This is a genomic window from Erwinia persicina (assembly GCF_014838825.1).
Classification (GTDB): domain Bacteria; phylum Pseudomonadota; class Gammaproteobacteria; order Enterobacterales; family Enterobacteriaceae; genus Erwinia; species Erwinia persicina_A.
Genome location: NZ_JACYMO010000001.1, coordinates 38,492 through 56,609 on the forward strand (window position 1 = coordinate 38,492; position 18,118 = coordinate 56,609).

General features: G+C 58.5%; 14 protein-coding genes and 1 pseudogene. 14 read left to right on the top strand and 1 reads right to left on the bottom strand.

Translation table 11 applies throughout. From position 1 onward, the window contains the following. Positions 1–61: 61 nt before the first annotated feature. Positions 62–2,866, top strand: a pseudogene (nirB, locus tag IFU29_RS00190) (nitrite reductase large subunit NirB); the annotation flags it as partial. Positions 2,867–2,875: 9 nt separating this feature from the next. Continuing rightward, entirely contained in the window at positions 2,876–3,718 is an 843-nt protein-coding gene (gene cobA / locus IFU29_RS00195) for a uroporphyrinogen-III C-methyltransferase (RefSeq protein WP_191932134.1), read from the top strand. Here cobA and IFU29_RS00200 read toward each other — a convergent pair. Then, on the bottom strand, positions 3,661–4,452 hold the full coding sequence (locus tag IFU29_RS00200; protein ID WP_191932135.1) for a DeoR/GlpR family DNA-binding transcription regulator: 792 nt from the start codon (positions 4,450–4,452) through the stop codon (positions 3,661–3,663). The two genes, cobA and IFU29_RS00200, sit on opposite strands and share 58 nt — an antisense overlap. A 378-nt stretch (positions 4,453–4,830) precedes the next feature. On the opposite strand from IFU29_RS00200, the gene IFU29_RS00205 reads away from it, so the two are divergent. From IFU29_RS00205 to IFU29_RS00260, 12 genes are all read left to right on the top strand, one after another. Next, a complete protein-coding gene (locus IFU29_RS00205) occupies positions 4,831–5,634 on the top strand; it encodes a transketolase (RefSeq protein ID WP_191933075.1) in 804 nt (267 codons plus the stop codon). Between the two features lie 2 nt (positions 5,635–5,636). After that, entirely contained in the window at positions 5,637–6,551 is a 915-nt protein-coding gene (locus tag IFU29_RS00210) for a transketolase family protein (RefSeq protein WP_191932136.1), read from the top strand. A 13-nt stretch (positions 6,552–6,564) separates the two neighbouring features. After that, positions 6,565–7,362, top strand: coding sequence for a GolD/DthD family dehydrogenase (locus IFU29_RS00215; protein ID WP_191932137.1), 798 nt, complete (start codon positions 6,565–6,567; stop codon positions 7,360–7,362). A gap of 90 nt (positions 7,363–7,452) precedes the next feature. Further along, complete coding sequence (locus IFU29_RS00220) at positions 7,453–8,388, top strand: D-ribose ABC transporter substrate-binding protein (protein ID WP_191932138.1); 936 nt, start codon at positions 7,453–7,455, stop codon at positions 8,386–8,388. Between the two features lie 56 nt (positions 8,389–8,444). Then, positions 8,445–9,056 (top strand): DUF2291 family protein, encoded by a 612-nt coding sequence (locus IFU29_RS00225; RefSeq protein WP_191932139.1) that lies wholly within the window; start codon positions 8,445–8,447, stop codon positions 9,054–9,056. Between the two features lie 10 nt (positions 9,057–9,066). Then, entirely contained in the window at positions 9,067–10,617 is a 1,551-nt protein-coding gene (locus IFU29_RS00230) for a sugar ABC transporter ATP-binding protein (RefSeq protein WP_191932140.1), read from the top strand. 20 nt (positions 10,618–10,637) lie between these two features. Beyond that, entirely contained in the window at positions 10,638–11,705 is a 1,068-nt protein-coding gene (locus IFU29_RS00235; RefSeq protein ID WP_191932141.1) for an ABC transporter permease, read from the top strand. Continuing rightward, positions 11,698–13,236, top strand: coding sequence for an FGGY family carbohydrate kinase (locus IFU29_RS00240; protein WP_191932142.1), 1,539 nt, complete (start codon positions 11,698–11,700; stop codon positions 13,234–13,236). Before IFU29_RS00235 ends, IFU29_RS00240 begins: the two co-directional genes overlap by 8 nt. Then, positions 13,226–14,023, top strand: a complete 798-nt coding sequence (locus IFU29_RS00245; protein ID WP_191932143.1) for an SDR family oxidoreductase — start codon at positions 13,226–13,228, stop codon at positions 14,021–14,023. Before IFU29_RS00240 ends, IFU29_RS00245 begins: the two co-directional genes overlap by 11 nt. Positions 14,024–14,206: 183 nt before the next feature. Beyond that, positions 14,207–15,109: a lipid A hydroxylase LpxO gene (gene lpxO, locus IFU29_RS00250; protein WP_191932144.1), complete on the top strand. Its 903-nt coding sequence runs from the start codon at positions 14,207–14,209 to the stop codon at positions 15,107–15,109. 131 nt (positions 15,110–15,240) lie between these two features. After that, entirely contained in the window at positions 15,241–16,683 is a 1,443-nt protein-coding gene (locus tag IFU29_RS00255; RefSeq protein WP_191932145.1) for a YchO/YchP family invasin, read from the top strand. 146 nt (positions 16,684–16,829) lie between these two features. Continuing rightward, positions 16,830–17,735 carry a bestrophin family protein gene (locus IFU29_RS00260; RefSeq protein ID WP_191932146.1) on the top strand — a complete coding sequence of 302 codons (906 nt, stop codon included), beginning with the start codon at positions 16,830–16,832 and terminating at the stop codon, positions 17,733–17,735. The last annotated feature ends 383 nt before the right edge of the window (positions 17,736–18,118 follow it).

Here is an 18,118-nt window from a genome sequence, read left to right on the forward strand (position 1 = left end):
GGGAGTGACAATGATGAGCAATGCACAGAGCAGAGTACCCACCACCGGCAAGACGGCAGAAGCCGCCGGTAAACCCACGCTGGTGGTGATCGGGCATGGCATGGTCGGCCAGCACTTCCTGGAGCAGATGGTCAGCAGAGGGCTGCATCAGCAGTTCCAGATAGTGGTGTACGGTGAGGAGCGCTATGTCGCCTATGACCGCGTCCACCTGTCGGAATACTTTGCCGGTAAGGGGCACGCCGAACTGTCGCTGGTGCCGCCAGGGTTTATGCAACAGAACGGCATACAGCTGCGAACCGGTCGTCAGATCGTGGCTATCGATCGGCAGCAGCAGCAGGTGCGTGAAGCCGACGGGCGCGTACAGGGTTACGATCGGCTGGTGCTGGCCACCGGCTCCAGCCCGTTTGTGCCCCCCATCCCGGGGAGTGAGCACGCATCCTGCTTTGTGTATCGCACACTCGACGACCTGGATGCGCTGGCGGCAAAGGCTGCTACGGCAAAACGCGGGGTGGTGATCGGCGGCGGACTGCTGGGCCTGGAAGCGGCCAATGCGCTGAAGACGCTGGGGCTGGAAACGGCGGTGGTGGAACTCTCTCCCCGCCTGATGGCGGTACAGCTGGATGAGGGCGGTGCCGCGATGCTGCGCCGTAAGATCGAAGCGCTAGGGGTGAAGGTACTGACCGGCAAGGCAAGCCAGAGTATTGACGTGCAGCAAGACGGTACGCTGCGGCTCAATTTTGCCGATGGCAGCGAGCTGGAAACGGATCTGGTGCTGTTTTCGGCGGGTATCCGCCCGCGCGACCACCTGGCGGCCTCAGCCGGGCTGACGCTGGGCCGGCGCGGGGGCGTGGTGATTGATGACGGCTGCCGGACCTCCGATCCCGCCGTCAGCGCCATCGGTGAATGTGCCGCCTGGCAGGACAATCTGTATGGTCTGGTCGCCCCGGGTTACCAGATGGCACGTGTGCTGGCCGCGAACCTGGCCGGGGAAGCGGCCGCCTTTAGCGGTGCAGACATGAGTACCAAACTCAAACTGCTGGGGGTGGAAGTGGCCTCCATGGGCGATGCCCACGGGGCGACCCCGGGCAGCCAGAGCTATTACTGGACCAGTGAACCCCATGAAATTTATAAAAAGATTGTGGTTTCCGCCGACGGTAAAACGCTGCTCGGTGGCGTGCTGGTCGGGGACAGCAGCGAATACAGCCTTCTGCTGCAGTTGATGCTCAACGGCATGGCCCTGCCGGATGCACCGGAAACTCTGATCCTGCCGCAAAGCGCCGGTGCGCCGACGAAAGCCCTGGGCGTGGCGGCACTGCCGGACAGTGCGCAGGTCTGCTCCTGCCATAACGTGACCAAAGGGGATATCTGCGCCGCAGTCAAAGCCGGTTGCAGTGATATGGCCTCGCTGAAGGCCAGCACCAAAGCTGCAACCGGCTGCGGAGGATGTGCTGCGCTGGTCAAACAGGTGATGGAGTTCCAGCTGGCAGACCTGGGCGTGGAGGTGAAGAAAGACATCTGTGAGCACTTCCCGTGGTCGCGCCAGGAGCTTTATTCGCTGATCCGCGTCGGCCAGATCAAAAGCTTCGAACAGCTGCTGGCGAAACACGGACACGGCAGCGGCTGTGAGATTTGCAAACCGCTGGTGGGGTCGATGCTGGCCTCCTGCTGGAACGAGTATCTGCTGACGCCGGCCCTGCTGCCGCTGCAGGACACCAACGATCGCTATTTTGCCAATATTCAAAAGGACGGTACCTACTCGGTAGTACCAAGGATGCCCGCCGGTGAGGTCAGCGCGGAAGGGCTGATCGCTATTGGTGAGATCGCCCGAGAATATGGCCTGTACTGCAAAGTGACCGGGGGACAGCGTATTGACCTGTTTGGTGCCCAGCTGGAGCAGTTGCCCGAAATCTGGCAGAAGCTGCTGGCCGCCGGGTTTGAAACCGGCCACGCCTATGGCAAATCGCTGCGCACCGTGAAGTCCTGCGTGGGCTCCACCTGGTGCCGCTACGGTGTTCAGGATTCTACGGGGTTTGCCGCCCGCCTGGAGAACCGCTACAAGGGCCTGCGCTCGCCGCACAAAATCAAAATGGCGGTGTCCGGCTGTACGCGTGAGTGTTCCGAAGCCCAGAGTAAAGACATTGGGGTGATTGCCACCGACAAAGGCTGGAACCTCTATGTCTGTGGCAACGGGGGAATGAAACCGCGTCATGCCGATCTGTTTGCCAGCGATCTGGATGATGAAACCCTGTTGTGCTACGTCGACCGCCTGCTGATGTTTTACATCCTTACCGCTGACCGCCTGCAGCGCACCAGCGTGTGGATGGATAACCTCGAAGGGGGTCTGACGTATCTGCGTCAGGTGGTGATTGATGACGTCCTCGGCGTGGCCGCCGAGCTGGAAGCGGACATGCAGCGCGTGGTCGACAGCTACCAGTGTGAATGGCAGACCACGCTGGCCAGCCCCGATCGCGTGGCGCTGTTCCGCCGCTCGGTTAACGAGGTGCAACCCACCTCACTGTGGAATGCCGTCTGCCAGATCGAGGACATTCCACCGCAGGCAGGGATTGGCGCACGGCTGGGCTCACAGCCGATTGCGCTGTTCCGTCTCGACGATCAGGTTTACGCGCTGGACGATCTTGAGCCGGGAACCGGGGCTAACGTGCTGTCGCGCGGTCTGCTCGGGGACAGCGGCGGTGATGCGCTGGTGATCTCGCCGTTGTACAAACAGCGTTTCCGCCTGCGTGACGGGCAGAGCCTGGATAATCCGGCCCTCTCACAGCGCTGCTGGCCGGTAAAAGTGGAACAGGGACAGGTCTGGGTCGCCAGCACGCCGCTGGTGCAGGCCGCAAAAACGATCACCGCTTGAGGGTAACCGATGACTGCGAAAATTCCTTCTCTTGATAAACTGCTGGCCGGGAAGGCGGTTCCCGGCCAGCAGGGGGCCGTATGGCTGGTAGGGGCCGGGCCGGGGGCCGTTGATCTGCTGACGGTTCGCGCGCTGCGCCTGATTGAACAGGCAGAGGTCGTCATCTTTGACCGCCTGGTCAGCCCGGAGATCCTTGCGCTGATCCCGGCGGGTGCGCTGAGCATCGACGTCGGAAAAACGCCGGGCTTCCACGGGATGAAACAGTCGCAGATTAACCAGCTGCTGGAAGATCTGGCCTGTGCCGGGCGGCAGGTTGTCCGGCTGAAAGGGGGCGATCCCTTTATCTTCGGCCGGGGCGGTGAGGAGATGCTGTGGCTGCAAAAAGCCGGGGTAACCTGCCATATTGTGCCCGGTATTACCGCTGCCACCGGCTGTGCTGCCGCCAGCGGCATCCCGCTGACTCACCGCGATCTGGCCCAGTCGGTGCGCTTTATTACCGGTCACGGGCGCGACGGTAAGCCGCGACTGGACTGGGAGAGCCTGCGCGACGCACGTCAGACACTGGTGTTTTATATGGGGCTGACCTGGTGTGAAGCCTTAAGCGAACAGCTGATCCTGTCCGGGCGTGATGCCGGTACCCCGGTGGCGATTGTCGAGCGGGGAACGCGGGCAGACCAGCGCACCCTGATCACCCGCCTCGACCGGCTGGCGCAGACCGTGGCCTTACACCGGCCGCAGTCGCCGAGTCTGTTAATTGTGGGCGACGTCGTGAGTCTTTATCACCCGGATGCCGTTCAGGCAGCCACCAGCACGGTGATCCCCAGCGCTTCAAAGGCCGCAATTGACGCCTGACTGATGCCGCTGTCGGTGATCAGATAGTGGATTTTGCTCCACTCGCACGGCAGCGCAAACATCGAGACTTTGTCGATTTTGCTGGAATCGGCCACCACATAAACGGTGCTGGCTGAATGGATCATCGCACTTTTCACTTTGATATCGGTTTCACTGGGGAAGCTGAGGCCCAGGCGGGGGGAGATACAGGCCGTCGCCAGAAACAGCTTTTCTGCCAGCACGTTTTCAAAAAAGCTGGCCGCTTTTTCACCCGAGGTGGAGAGCGTCGGAAACTTAAAGGTTCCGCCGGTGAGCAGAATATTGATCCCCGGCTCCCCGCCCAGCTTCAGGGCGATATTGACCGCATTAGTGACCACCGACAGCCGCCGGATGTGTGCCATATGATTGGCGATAGCGGTGGTAGTGGTGCCGGAATCGAAAATCACCGTATCGCCGTTTTCGATATGCCGGGCAGCCAGCCGGCCAATGGCATCTTTCGCCTCCAGATGGGTCTGCCGTTCCAGCAGCAGCGCGCCGGTATTTTGCTTGCCTGTCATCAGCGTTGCGCCGCCGTGATAGCGCTGCACGTGCCCCTCTTTCTGTAACATCCGCAGGTCTGTGCGCAGCGTCGCCTCTGTCAGGCCGAACGTCTCTTTCAGTCTTTTCACCGTGACGGTGCCATCCTCACGGATCATCTCCAGGATTTTTTCCCGCCGCTGCTGCATATCAGCCAGCTGTTCATTTTTGTTTTTCATGTCAGTCACTCCCTTTACCTGAAAGCGGGTCGCAGGGCCACCAGCCGGGCTGCTGCGCTAAATAGTAACCCCCGACCGGAGCAATTGCGAGAACAGCGAAATGGACCTTTCATTTTCGAATGAAAGTCTACATTGCTCATTTTGTTGATTTAACTGGCTTTTAACATTCCAGAACCAATAGGTATTGTCATATTTAGCGGTTATTTTATTGATTTATAAGGTGTTGTTTCTTTTTTGTGCTTTTGTTTGAAATATGATCCACCCCACAATATGATAATAAACGATAGCGTATATTTTTATTCGAAAACGAAATTGCCGCAGCAGACTGTCATATCAGTACGCTATCCCGCCCGCGGCGTCACAGATGAAGAGGTAATGATGGACTTTCAGGCAATCAAACAGACGGCACGCCAGGCCCGGCGCTACGTACTGCAAATGAATCATCGGGCAGGTAAAGGTCACACCGGTGCCGACCTCTCGGAGGTGGATATCATCTGCACCCTGTTTATGGCAGTGATGGATCGCAGCCGTCCGCGTCCGGATCAGGATCGCTTCATCCTGTCCAAAGGCCACGGGGCCGGCGGGCTTTACTGCAGCGCAGCGGCGATGGGGCTCATTGATCCGGCCATCCTCGACCAGTTTATGGGCGACGATACGCTACTGGCGGGGCACCCCATCCACCAGAAGCTGCCTGAACTGGTGGAAATCAACTCCGGAGGATTAGGTCACGGGCTGTCGATTGGTGTCGGCCTGGCCCTGGGAAACAAACTCTCTGGCCGCGCCCATCGTCGGGCCTTTGTGCTGCTGGGCGACGGCGAGCTGGCAGAGGGGTCGAACTGGGAAGCCGCCATGTCAGCCAGCAAATTCAGGCTGGAAAATCTGGTGGCGATTGTTGATCGCAACCGCCTGCAACTGGCCGGTAAAACCGAGGACATCATGCCGCTGGAGCCGCTGGCCGATAAATGGCTGGCCTTTGGTTTTGAAGTGCTGGAGTGCAACGGCCACGATCCCGCAGCGATAGCGGCGGCCGTGAACCAGCCGGGCATCGGCAAACCCCGCGTTATTTTAGCCAATACCGAAAAAGGGCACGGTATCTCCTTTATGGCCAATGTCCCGGCCTGGCATCACGCCGTCCCTGACGATGAACAGCTGGCCCTTGGGCTGGCCGAGCTGGAGGATTAATCATGCAAGACTTACGCGACGCCGTGATTGCTACGCTGGTGCAAGCCCAGAATGAGGGAGCAGACCTCAGCGTGATGGTGGCCGACTCCACCTCTACGTCAAAAATTGCCCCGTTTGAAAAAGCCTTCCCGGACCGGGTGATCAACGTCGGCATTGCCGAACAGAACATGGTGGGAATGGCGGCGGGAGTGGCACTGAGCGGCCGCACCGTCTTTACCGCTAATGCGGCCCCATTCCTGTTTGCCCGATCGAATGAGCAGCTGAAAAATGATGTCTGCTACTCAGAAACCAACGTCAAGATGCTCGGCCTGAATGCCGGTTTTGCTTACGGCCCACTGGGGGCAACCCACCACTGTACTAATGATATCGCTATCGCCCGCTCGATGGGTAATCTGCAGATTTTCGCGCCAGCAGATGCGATCCAGGCCAGCGCCATCGCCCGCCATGCCATCAGCCACAAAGGCCCGGTTTATATCCGTATGGACAGCGACAAAGTGCCGCTGCTGCATGATGCCGATTACCAGTTTGTGCCGGGTAAACCAGAGGTGTTACAGCAGGGTAAAGACACCGTGGTGTTCTGCCTGGGGACGCTGGCTCATGAAGCGCTGGCCGCTAAAGATGACAGCATCACCATCGTCTCACTGCCCTCTCTGTGGCCGCTGGACGAAGCGGCGGTCATCAAGCTGATTACCGCACACCGTCAGGTGATCACCATGGAAGAACATGTGTTGAGTGGCGGTCTGAGCAGCATTATCGGCGAGCTGCTGCATCAGCACAGCTTGCGCCAGCGCTTTATTCCGCTGGGTATCCCGCCGTATGAATTTACCCACAGCAGCAGTCGTGCTGCCCTGCGTCGCCAGTTCCGCATCGATGCTGAAGGCCTGCGCGCCACGTTAGAAAATCTTGTTGCCGCTTAAGGAGAGTCTGGAAATGAGTCACGAATATGACGTCAATCTGCGCTACGGCGTAGACATTAACGGCGATTTGAGCGGTAAGGTCGCCGTCGTTACCGGCGGGCTGGGGGGGATCGCCATGGCCAGCAACCAGATGCTGCTGGAGAAAGGCGCAAAGCTGGCGCTGCTGTACCCGGCGTTTGAACAGAGCAAAGTGGCAGAGGTAGCCGGGCAATTTGCCGCCGATTGCGTTCAGTTTGTTCAGTGTGATGTGACCGACCCGGACTCTGTCGAGCAGGCAATTGCACAGGTTGAAGCACACTACGGACAGATCGACATTCTGGTGAACTGCGCGGGCTACGTGATGTTGCAGCCTGTACTGGAAACGGAATTTGCCGAGTGGCAGAAGCAGGTGGCTGTCAATCTGACCGGGCCATTCCTCTGTTCGCAGGCGGTGGCAAAACGCATGGTGAAAGCGGGTAAAGGCGGAAAGATCATCAATATCGCCTCGCAGGCGGCCTCCATCGCCATTGATAACCATGTGGCCTATACCTCAGCGAAAGCCGGGCTGTTGGGGATGACCAAAGTGATGGCGAAAGAGTTTGCGCCGCACAAAATTAACGTTAATACCCTGTCGCCGACCGTGGTGCTGACGCCGATGGGCGAGAAAGCCTGGCGTGGTGAAAAAGGGGAGGCGATGAAGCAGCTGATCCCGATGGGACGCTTTGCCTACACGGACGAAATTGCTGCCGCTGTTCTGTTTTTTGCTGGCAACGGCAGCGACATGATCACCGGAGCCGATCTGATGATCGATGGTGGTTTCACTATTTGGTAAGACTTAAGAAGTACTTCGCCCAGACCAGAGAAACTGAGAATCAACGCTGTACCTACACATAACAACATAACAAATTGCGAGAACATCAATATGAAAATGCGTTTAACGCTGTTAGCCGTTGCGACCGCCTGCTCCTTCTCTCATGCCGCGTTTGCGGCGGAGAAAGGCACCATTATGATCCTGGTGAATTCCCTCGATAACCCGTATTACGCCTCTGAAGCGAAAGGCGCCAATGTGAAGGCTCAGGCGCTGGGCTATAAAACCACCGTGCTGTCCCACGGTGAAGATGTGAAAAAGCAGAGCGAACTGATTGATGCCGCCATCGGCAAAAAAGTGCAGGGCATTATCCTCGACAACGCCGACTCTACCGCCAGCGTCGCGGCCATTAAAAAAGCCAAAGAGGCGGGTATTCCTGTGGTGCTGATTAACCGTGAAATACCGGTGGATGACGTCGCCCTGGAGCAGATCACTCATAACAACTTCCAGGCAGGTTCCGATGTCGCCAACGTCTTCGTCGAAAAGATGGGCGAGAAGGGGAGCTATGCCGAACTGACCTGTAATCTCGCCGACAATAACTGCGTTACCCGCTCCAAATCCTTCCACCAGGTACTGGATCAGTACCCGGAGATGAAAAGCATCGCCCGACAGGACGCTAAAGGTACCCTGATCGACGGTAAACGCATTATGGACAGCATTCTGCAGGCACACCCGGATGTGAAAGGGGTGATCTGCGGTAACGGTCCGGTCGCGCTGGGGGCGATTGCCGCGCTGAAGGCTGCCGGACGTGACGACGTGATCGTGGTCGGCATTGACGGCAGCAACGACGAACGCGATGCGGTCAAAGCCGGGACGCTGAAAGCCACTGTGATGTTACAGGCGCAGGCCATCGCCGCCCAGGGCGTGACGGATATCGACAACTTCCTGCAGAAAGGCATCAAGCCAGAAAAACAGCGCGTCATGTTCCGCGGCATCCTGATTAACCAGGGCAATGCAGACAAAGTGCAGGACTTTAATTTCAAATCCTGAGTTAACGTTTTTACACGATGTTGCTGCGCCCCTGTGGGGGCGCAAAGGAGAGCATTATGTCCAGGCGAGTCTGGCTGGCAATGGCCACTTTAGCCCTTGGCGGCTGCCGTATTGTGTCGCAGCAGGAGCTGGCCGATTTAAAAAATCCCCCCAATCCGGCGATGGCAAACGTCACTGCTACCTGGCAGCAAAAGATTGTGCCGCAGATAGTGAGCACGGCAAAACCGCTGGGCGAGATGATGACATCGCTGGCCGCGGCAAAAGATTTTGATGCCGCCTGCAAGGCTTCAGGATACCGCAGTCAGGATGAAAACCCGTGCGTGTTCAGCGTGAAAATTCAGGGGGCGGTCACGGCGGTGAACACCACCTCGCGCAGCGGAAAAATGACGGTGAAAGACGTCAGCGGTCAGGAGGTGGTGGTGCAGATCGGCCCGATTATCCGCGGTACCGCGCTGCGGGACGCTTATCAAGGCGTGAGCTATCAGGACTTCAACGATCAGGTGCTTTTTGGCGACTACGGGCGTGCCATCAACAACCTGGCCTCGGCGGAGGTGCAAAAGTTTCAGCCGAAAGTGGGCGATAACGTCGAGGTTGACGGGGTCTTCAGCAGCTGGGACGTTCCGCAGACGCCGCCGGACATCACGCCGGCCCACGTGGTACGCAAATAGAGGGGGCATGATGGCTGAATATCAAATCGATCTGCTGCCGGAGCGCGACGCGCCGTCAGAGGTGGTGATTGAAACGCGCAATGTGTCGCGCCTCTATCCCGGTGTCACCGCACTCGACCAGGTGAACTACCGCGTCTATCGCAACAAGGTCAACGTGCTGATCGGGGAGAACGGGGCCGGTAAATCCACCATGATGAAAATGCTGGCCGGGGTGGAAGTACCGTCTTCCGGGCAGATTTTCCTTGAGGGGGAGGCCGTCTCGCTGCACTCCACACAGCAGGCAGAAAAGCACGGCATCAGCATCATTTTTCAGGAGCTGAACCTGTTCCCGAATATGAACGTGATGGACAACATCTTTATCGGTAATGAGTTTTTCCAGCGCGGCCGGATTAATGAGAAATATCAGTACCAGCTGGCGAAAGCCCTGCTGGAACGGCTGGAGCTGGATGTCGATCCTTACGCGCCGCTCGGGGAACTGGGCATTGGTCACCAGCAGCTGGTGGAAATTGCGCGTGCGCTGTCAAAAGATACCCGGGTTCTGATTATGGACGAACCGACCTCGGCACTCAGCCAGTCGGAAGTGAAAGTACTGTTCAGCGTGATTGCGGCCCTGAAACGGCGTGGCGTCACCATTATCTACATTTCGCACCGTCTGGAAGAGCTGATGGAGATTGGCGACCACATCACTATTTTTCGCGACGGGAGGTTTATCAGCGAGCGTGAAGTGCGTGATGCCAGCGTGCCGTGGATCATCGCGCAGATGGTCGGTGACAAGAAAAAACAGTTTGACTATGCCCCGGCCCGCCAGGGGGCGGTCGTGCTGGAGGTCAGCGGGCTGACCGCGCTGCGCCAGGACGGCGGCTACAAGCTGAATGACGTCGGCTTCAGCCTGCGCAAGGGCGAGGTGGTGGGTATCTATGGTCTGCTCGGGGCCGGGCGTACCGAGCTGTTCAAAGGCCTGATCGGCCTGATGGGCTGCGAGCACGGCACGGTTTCGCTGAACGGCGAATGTCTCGACAAACGGGACTTCCAGTACCGGCTGAAAAAAGGCATTGCACTGGTGCCTGAAGATCGTAAAGGCGAGGGGATGATCGGCATGATGTCGGTGAAAACCAACATGACGTTAAGCGACCTCAGCCTGCGTGGATTCCGGCGCGCGCTGGGCCTGCTGCGCCCGCAGCAGGAGAGTGAAAAGGTCAACGATATGGTGCAGCGTCTGGCGATCAAAGTCAGCGATACCGACCTGCCAATCACCTCCCTGAGCGGCGGCAATCAACAAAAAGTGGTGCTGGGTAAGGCGCTGATGACCGGACCTGAAGTGGTGCTGCTGGATGAACCGACGCGCGGTATCGACGTGGGGGCAAAAACCGACGTATATCAGCTGATCGGCAAAATGGCGCAGGAAGGGTTGGCCGTGATGTTCTCATCGTCAGAGCTGGATGAGGTGATGGCGCTGGCCGACCGTATTCTGGTGATGGCCGACGGGCGAATTACAGCCGATCTCCTGCGTGCTGATGTCACGCGCGAAACGTTAATCACTGCGTCAACACCGCATGAATAAGCGGGCCTGAGGAAGAAAAAATGAATCAAAAATATCTGCTCTATATGTACCTGCTGAAGGCCCGAACTTTTATTGCTCTGCTGATTGTGGTGGGCTTTTTCAGCGTGATGGTGCCGAACTTTCTCACTCTGTCTAACCTGCTGATCATGACCCAGCACGTGGCGATCACCGGCCTGCTGGCGATAGGCATGACGCTGGTGATCCTCACCGGCGGCATTGACCTGTCGGTGGGGGCGGTCGCCGGGATCTGCGGCATGGTGGCGGGTGCGCTGCTCACCAGCGGCGTACCGATCTGGGGCGGGCAGGTGCTGTTTCTCAACGTACCGGAAGTGATCCTCGCGGTGGCGGTGTTTGGCATCCTGCTCGGCTTTATCAACGGCGCGGTGATCACCCGTCTGGGCGTCGCACCGTTCATCTGTACCCTCGGGATGATGTATATCGCTCGCGGTGCCGCGCTGCTGTTTAACGACGGCAGCACCTACGCCAATCTGGTCGGTGTGCCGCAGTTAGGCAATACCGGCTTTTCCCTGCTTGGCTCCGGCAGCTTCCTCGGGATCTACTTTCCGATCTGGCTGATGGTGGGCTTCCTGCTGACCGGGCTGTATATCACCCGTAAAACGCCCCTCGGCCGCTACATTTATGCGGCCGGCGGGAATGAGCCTGCGGCCCGCCTGGCCGGGGTGCCGGTTATCAAAGTGAAAGTGTTTGTTTACGCTTTCTCAGGGCTCTGTGCTGCTCTGGTCGGACTGGTGGTGGCGTCGCAGCTGCAAACGGCGCATCCGATGACCGGTAATATGTTTGAGATGGACGCCATCGGAGCCACGGTACTCGGCGGGACGGCGCTGGCGGGTGGACGTGGCCGCGTCTCCGGCTCGATTATCGGCGCATTCGTCATCGTCTTCCTGGCTGATGGCATGGTGATGATGGGCGTCAGCGACTTCTGGCAAATGGTGATTAAGGGCCTGGTGATTGTCACCGCCGTGGTCATCGACCAGTTCCAGCAAAAACTGCAAAGCAAAGTGGTGCTGATGCGTCGCCATGAAAAAAAGCAGGCGGCCTCGCCGCTCTCTGAGGTCAGCCATGGCTAGAGACCTGATTGTTGCCCTGGATGAAGGGACCAGCAATGTGAAAGCGGTGGCGCTGGACGCGTGCGGTCAGGTGGTGGCAAAAGCCTCGCGGCCGCTGACCGTCGCCACACCGCAGCCGGGCTGGGTTGAACAGGATGGGCTTATCCTGCTGAATACGTCGCTGACGGTGCTGCGGGAAGTGCTTAACATCGTCGGGGAACAGCGCGTGGCGGCGCTGGCGATCAGCAATCAGCGCGAGACCGCCGTCGGCTGGGATCGTCAGAGTGGGCGTCCTGTGGGCCCGGCGATTACCTGGCAGTGCTCCCGCTCGGGGGCCTTCTGCGAACAGCTCAAGCGTGACCATCAGGAAGAACTTATCCGTTCCGTTACCGGACTGCCGGTGGCACCGCTGTTCTCTGCCTCGAAAATGCGCTGGCTGCTGGACAATACCCCGGACGGTCATCAGCGGGCGGCCAGGGGTGAGCTCTGTCTGGGGACCATTGACGCATGGCTGCTGTGGAACCTCACCGGCGGTCAGCAGTTCCGCTGCGATGTCTCCAATGCCGCACGCACTCAGCTTCTGAACCTGCGCAGCGGTGACTGGGATGCGTCGATGCTGGCCCTGTTTGGCATTCCACGCGCGGCCCTGCCTGAGATTTGCCCTTCCGGCAGCCTGTTTGGCGTCACCCGTGGTCTGACGGGGATTGCGGATGGCCTGCCGGTGATGGCGATGGTCGGCGATTCTCACGCCGCGCTTTACGGCCACGGACTGGGCGCGCCGGGCGGAGTCAAAGCCACCTACGGAACGGGGTCATCGGTGATGGCCCCGCTGGATACGCCGGACACCAGCATCACCTCGCTGGCAACCACGGTGGCCTGGCATGACGGCGAACGGCGGGTATATGGCCTGGAAGGCAATATTCCCCATACCGGGGATGGCGTAGCGTGGATGGCACAGGCTACCGGGCTGACTGACGGTAAGGGGCAGGTTCTCAGCCGGGCGCTGCACGAACTTCCCGCCAGTGTTGATTCTACTTTGGGTGTCTGTTTTGTTCCGGCGCTGACCGGTACCGGTGCCCCCTGGTGGGACGACCAGGCGCGCGGTGTGATCTGTGGCCTGAGCCGGGGCGTGACCCCTGCGCACCTGATCCGCGCCGCGCTGGAGGCCATCGCCTACCAGATTGCCGACGTGATTGAGGCCATGCGCCAGCATCCAGACTTCCGGCTGGAAACGCTGATGGTAGACGGCGGACCAACGCAAAACCCCTGGCTGATGCAGTTCCAGGCGGACCTGCTGGGCTGCCCGGTGGCGCGCAGCAGCACCCCGGAGCTGTCGGCGATAGGGGCCGGGCTGCTTGCCCGTCGCACCCTGGGTCAGTTGAACGACGGGCAGCTGCTGGCGCTGATGCCCGAGCACGACCTGTGGCTGCCGGACCCGCAGCGCCATGACCTCTGCCAGCAGAGCTGGCTGGGCTGGCAGGCGGCAGTGCAACGCACTCTCTGGCAGCCTGTCACCCCCATTCTATCTAAAGGAGCAGCAGATGAATCGTGATTTTAGTGGTAAGACCGTGGTCATTACAGGAGCCTGTCGCGGTATCGGGGCCGGTATCGCCGAACGTTTTGCCCGCGACGGCGCGAACCTGGTCATGGTGTCCAATGCCGAACGTGTACTGGCCACTGCAGATCGGATAAAGGCAACGTGGGGCAGTGAGATCCTTGCCTTACAGGTCGATGTCACCGATGAAGCTCAGGTACAGGCGCTGTACCGTGAGGCGGCGGCGCGGTTTGGCAGCATCGATGTGTCGATCCAGAATGCCGGGGTGATCACCATTGATACCTTCGACAAAATGCCGAAAGCCGACTTTGATAAAATTCTGGCGGTGAATACCACCGGCGTCTGGCTGTGCTGCCGTGAAGCGGCAAAATATATGGTCAGGCAGCAGTCCGGTAGCCTGATCAACACTTCATCTGGGCAGGGAAGGCAGGGGTTTATCTATACCCCGCACTATGCCGCCAGCAAGATGGGGGTGATCGGCATTACCCAGAGCCTGTCACAGGAGCTGGCCCCCTGGAACATTACGGTTAACGCCTTCTGTCCCGGGATTATTGAAAGCGAAATGTGGGACTACAACGATCGCGTCTGGGGAGAGATCCTCAGCAGCGCGGAGAAAAAATATGGCAAAGGGGAATTGATGGCCGAGTGGGTGCAGGGGATCCCACTGAAACGGGCCGGCCAGCCGGAGGATGTCGCCGGGCTGGTGGCGTTTCTCGCCTCCGACGATGCGCGCTATATTACCGGGCAGACGATCAACGTTGACGGCGGGCTGATTATGTCCTGATGCGGTCTGCCAGCCGATCCCCGGCCTTTCCGTGCCACTGCCATTTTGCCCGGCTGAAAAGTCATTATACTCGCTCCTGTTGTGCATTTTCCGGTGGAAGGTTCGTTTCATCCGCACAACGCAGGCTGACAATTCACGACGGGATCAGCAGGACGATCCCGGTCAACTGACGGGCAGAGCAAAATGAAATATTTCGTGTTAGTTATCTGGATTTTGACCGTACTGTACGTGCACTTAAGAGGGAAGGTCCGCTACGGATTCTGGCGGCAGCTGGCCGATCACTCGACCTTTGTCGCCCCTCTTAATGTCTTTATGTATCTATTTTCCCGCCTTCCCACCACGCCTTTTCTCCCCCCGGAGGTATTTCCCGAGCTGAAGACGCTGCGCGAAAACTGGCTGACGATTCGCGAGGAGGGGCAGGGCCTGCTCGCGCTGCAAGAGATCAAAGCGTCAGATCGCTATAACGACGCGGGATTTAACTCTTTCTTTAAAACCGGCTGGACGCGCTTTTATCTGAAATGGTATGACGAGGCGCACCCCTCAGCGGCCGCGCTTTGCCCCCACACCACGGCACTGTTGCGCCGTCTGCCTTCGGTGAAAGCCGCCATGTTCGCCTCGCTGCCGGACGGCAGCCGCCTGCCGCGCCATCGTGACCCCTATGCCGGGTCGCTACGTTACCACCTGGGGCTGATCACGCCGAATGATGACCGCTGTTTTATTGAGGTCGATGGCGTGCGCTACAGCTGGCGCGACGGCAAAGAGGTGGTTTTTGATGAAACCTACATTCACTATGCGGAAAACACCAGCGGGCAGCCCCGGCTGATCCTGTTTTGCGACATCGAACGGCCCATGCTCTGGCGCTGGACCCAGGCGGTTAATCACTGCGTTGGCCGTCATCTGGTAGGGGCAGCAGCGGCACCCAACGGTGACAGCGACCGCACCGGCGGCATCAACCGCATCTTTAAATACCTCTATGCGGTGCGCAAGGTGGGGAAACGCCTGAAGGCGTGGAATAAACCCTGCTATTACGCGATTAAATGGCTGCTGTTTGGCGGTATTGCCGTCGCTATCTGGCGTTCACTGTAAACGTCCGGGCTGGCTGCGCTCAGGCAGGCGGCCGGCTTTTCGCCTCACCGGCTTTTTCTGTGCTAAGGTTATCGGTATGATTTTGTGAAGCAACTCACACTTACACAGATAATAAAATTGCTTTTGAGGTTATGAACAGATTTCGCCACGGGTTTTTCCCTTCGTCATTCCTGCTGTTTTCCCTGGCCCTCTGCGGCTTGCCGCTTGCCCCTGCGCTGGCCTTCGATCAGGCGACGCGTGTCCCGGATGCGCCGTTTGATGACCCCACCCGATTCCGTCAGATGCAGCAACAGCTGCCGGGAATGGGGATCACCGATACCGATAGCGGGCTGGCGGCAAAAATTGCCCAGGCGGCGAAAAGCATCGGTGAAGCGAGCATGAACAACGACAGTGACCGATCGCTGCGCGAAGAGGCCGGGCAGTGGGCATTTAATCAGTTTCGTGATGCCGCCACCCAGCGTGCCGCCAGCGAGGGGGAGCAGTTGCTCTCCCCCTATGGCCGGGCCAGCGTGTCGCTGGCGGTCGATGACGAAGGCAGTTTTAACGGCACCTCAGCCCAGCTGTTCACGCCGTGGCAGGACAACTATCAGTATCTGACCTTTAGCCAGCTTGGCGTCCAGCAGACCGACTATGGCACGGTAGGCAATGCTGGCGTCGGGCAGCGCTGGATCGCCGGAAGCTGGCGGGTGGGTTACAACGCGTTTGTCGACGACCTGTTCGAATCTCATCAGCAGCGTGGCTCGCTGGGTGCGGAAGCCTGGGGCGAGTACCTGCGTTTTTCTGCCAACTACTACCATCCTCTGACGGGCTGGCAAAACCGCAACAGCACTTCGCAGATGCGCATGGCGCGGGGGTATGACATCACCACCCAGGGGTATTTACCGTTTTACCGCCAGCTCGGGGTTAGCCTGAGCTATGAGCAGTATCTGGGCAAGCGGGTCGACCTGTTTAACAGCGGGAATGTGATGTCTAACCCCACGGCCGTGTCGCTGGGGGTGAACTATACGCCGGTGCCCCTGTTTACCCTCTCCGCCAGCCATAAAGAGGGGGACAGCGGCGAGTCACAGGATCAGTTTGCTTTAAAAATGAATTACCGCATCGGCGTCTCCCTCAGGCAGCAGCTTTCGGCCAGCAATGTCGCGGCGGCGAAGTCCCTCAGCGGCAGCCGCTATGATGAAGTGAATCGTAATAATTCACCGGTAATGGAGTTCCGGCAGCGGAAAACGCTGTCAGTGTTCCTCGCCACCCCTCCGTGGCAGGTACAGCCGGGTGAAACCCTGGCGCTGAAGCTACAGGTGCGCAACAGCAACCCGATCAGGGCGGTCAGCTGGCAGGGCGATACCCAGGCCCTGAGCCTGACACCGCCGACCGAGAAGGCCAGTGTTCAGGGCTGGAGCATTATTGTCCCGGCCTGGGACAGTAGTGAAGGGGCCAGCAATGAGTATCATCTGTCAGTTACGCTGGAAGACAGTCGGCAGCAGCGGGTGACATCTAACTGGATCACCCTGAAGCTGGCCCCACCGGTCACGCTACAGCCCGCTGACGTCGGGAGTTTCGACCTGATGGCACCCTGAATTCAGCGGATTGTGCTGACCGCTGAATCGGGGGTTTTTGTCAATATGCCGCCCTGAAATAAAGGTGATCAAAGTCACAAAATACCGCTTCTCAGGCGCGGGGATTTTCTGCACAATCTGCGGAAAATCCCATTCAACTGCACATCATGATCATCCGCCCTGAGAGTCACTGGTTTATCCGCCTGTTCGCCTGGCACGGTTCGGTATTGCCGGGCATCTGGTTCCGCCTGTCGCTGAATTTACTGATGTCCCTGATCGCCATTTTTTGTCTCGACTGGTACGAAACGCTGGGTATTAAGCTGACCCTGGCGCCGTTCAGCCTGCTGGGGGTCTCCATCGCGGTGTTCCTCGGGTTCCGTAACAGCGTCTGCTTCGGTCGTTTTATCGAAGCACGTATGTTCTGGGGCAACCTGCTTATCGCCTGCCGCACGCTGCAGCGCCTTGCGCTGGCCATTTCACCCGCCGATGCGCCGCGCGTCACCTCTCTGTTGCTGGCCTTTTCCTATAGCCTGAAACACCAGCTGCGCCACAGCGACGCGCGCGAGGATCTTCGCCGCTATCTGGGGGAGGAGGCGGAGGAGGTGTTGAAACGGCGTTCGCCAACCAACTTTATTGAGCTGCAGCTCTCCCAGTGGCTGGCCGAGCAGCGTCGTCGCGGGAATCTTTCCGACATCCTGTATATGCATATGGACAGCAATATCAATCAGCTCTCTCAGGTGCTGGGCGGGTGTGAAAGGCTGGCCAGCATGCCGGTACCGTTCGCTTACGGGCTGCTGTTGCACAGAACCGTTTATCTGTTCTGTACGCTGCTGCCTTTTGCCCTGGTGCCCGATTTGCACTATATGACGCCGCTGGTCTCAGTGTTTATTGCCTATACCTTCCTGTCGCTGGATACGCTGGCGGAAGAGCTGGAGATGCCGTTCGGCCTGGCGACTAACCACCTGCCGCTGGATGCCATGTGTACCAACATTGAGATCAACCTGCGTGAAATGAATCTGGACGAGGATCTGCCAGACACTCCGCGCCCGGACAGTCGCTACCGGCTGACCTGACGGACGGGCTGCTGCCCGGTTATCAGTCCCCCCTTACGCTTCCCTTATTACCGCCACATGCCCGGTTCAGGTGCGCCACCCTGGTGCGCCTGACCTTTTTCAGGGCGTTAACTGCCTCTTTTTAAAACCAAATTCCGGCTTCGATCACACATTCGATATTTTATTTCGCCACTGCATAATTCTGCTTTTTATTATGCTGTAAACCCCCGTTGATCAGATTGTTATTCACTTTCTATGCATTAACGATGAATAGCGATCTTGCGTAACTTATTGATATACGGTGTTTGGTCCCGGTTTATGCATTTTTTTCTCTGGCTGGCACGCGGTGTGCAATCTACAGTAGAGCTGCAATGAATCATTTCATTAACATTAATTAAACTTTT

Bases quoted from the DNA above. Each gene is read 5' to 3' on its own strand.
- IFU29_RS00205 (WP_191933075.1), top strand. From the start codon at position 4,831: ATGGACTTTCAGGCAATCAAACAGACGGCACGCCAGGCCCGGCGCTAC.
- IFU29_RS00215 (WP_191932137.1), top strand. From the start codon at position 6,565: ATGAGTCACGAATATGACGTCAATCTGCGCTACGGCGTAGACATTAAC.
- IFU29_RS00230 (WP_191932140.1), top strand. From the start codon at position 9,067: ATGGCTGAATATCAAATCGATCTGCTGCCGGAGCGCGACGCGCCGTCA.
- IFU29_RS00240 (WP_191932142.1), top strand. From the start codon at position 11,698: ATGGCTAGAGACCTGATTGTTGCCCTGGATGAAGGGACCAGCAATGTG.
- lpxO (WP_191932144.1), top strand. From the start codon at position 14,207: ATGAAATATTTCGTGTTAGTTATCTGGATTTTGACCGTACTGTACGTG.
- IFU29_RS00210 (WP_191932136.1), top strand. From the start codon at position 5,637: ATGCAAGACTTACGCGACGCCGTGATTGCTACGCTGGTGCAAGCCCAG.
- IFU29_RS00245 (WP_191932143.1), top strand. From the start codon at position 13,226: ATGAATCGTGATTTTAGTGGTAAGACCGTGGTCATTACAGGAGCCTGT.
- IFU29_RS00200 (WP_191932135.1), bottom strand. From the start codon at position 4,452: ATGAAAAACAAAAATGAACAGCTGGCTGATATGCAGCAGCGGCGGGAA.
- IFU29_RS00220 (WP_191932138.1), top strand. From the start codon at position 7,453: ATGAAAATGCGTTTAACGCTGTTAGCCGTTGCGACCGCCTGCTCCTTC.
- IFU29_RS00225 (WP_191932139.1), top strand. From the start codon at position 8,445: ATGTCCAGGCGAGTCTGGCTGGCAATGGCCACTTTAGCCCTTGGCGGC.
- cobA (WP_191932134.1), top strand. From the start codon at position 2,876: ATGACTGCGAAAATTCCTTCTCTTGATAAACTGCTGGCCGGGAAGGCG.
- IFU29_RS00255 (WP_191932145.1), top strand. From the start codon at position 15,241: ATGAACAGATTTCGCCACGGGTTTTTCCCTTCGTCATTCCTGCTGTTT.
- IFU29_RS00235 (WP_191932141.1), top strand. From the start codon at position 10,638: ATGAATCAAAAATATCTGCTCTATATGTACCTGCTGAAGGCCCGAACT.
- IFU29_RS00260 (WP_191932146.1), top strand. From the start codon at position 16,830: ATGATCATCCGCCCTGAGAGTCACTGGTTTATCCGCCTGTTCGCCTGG.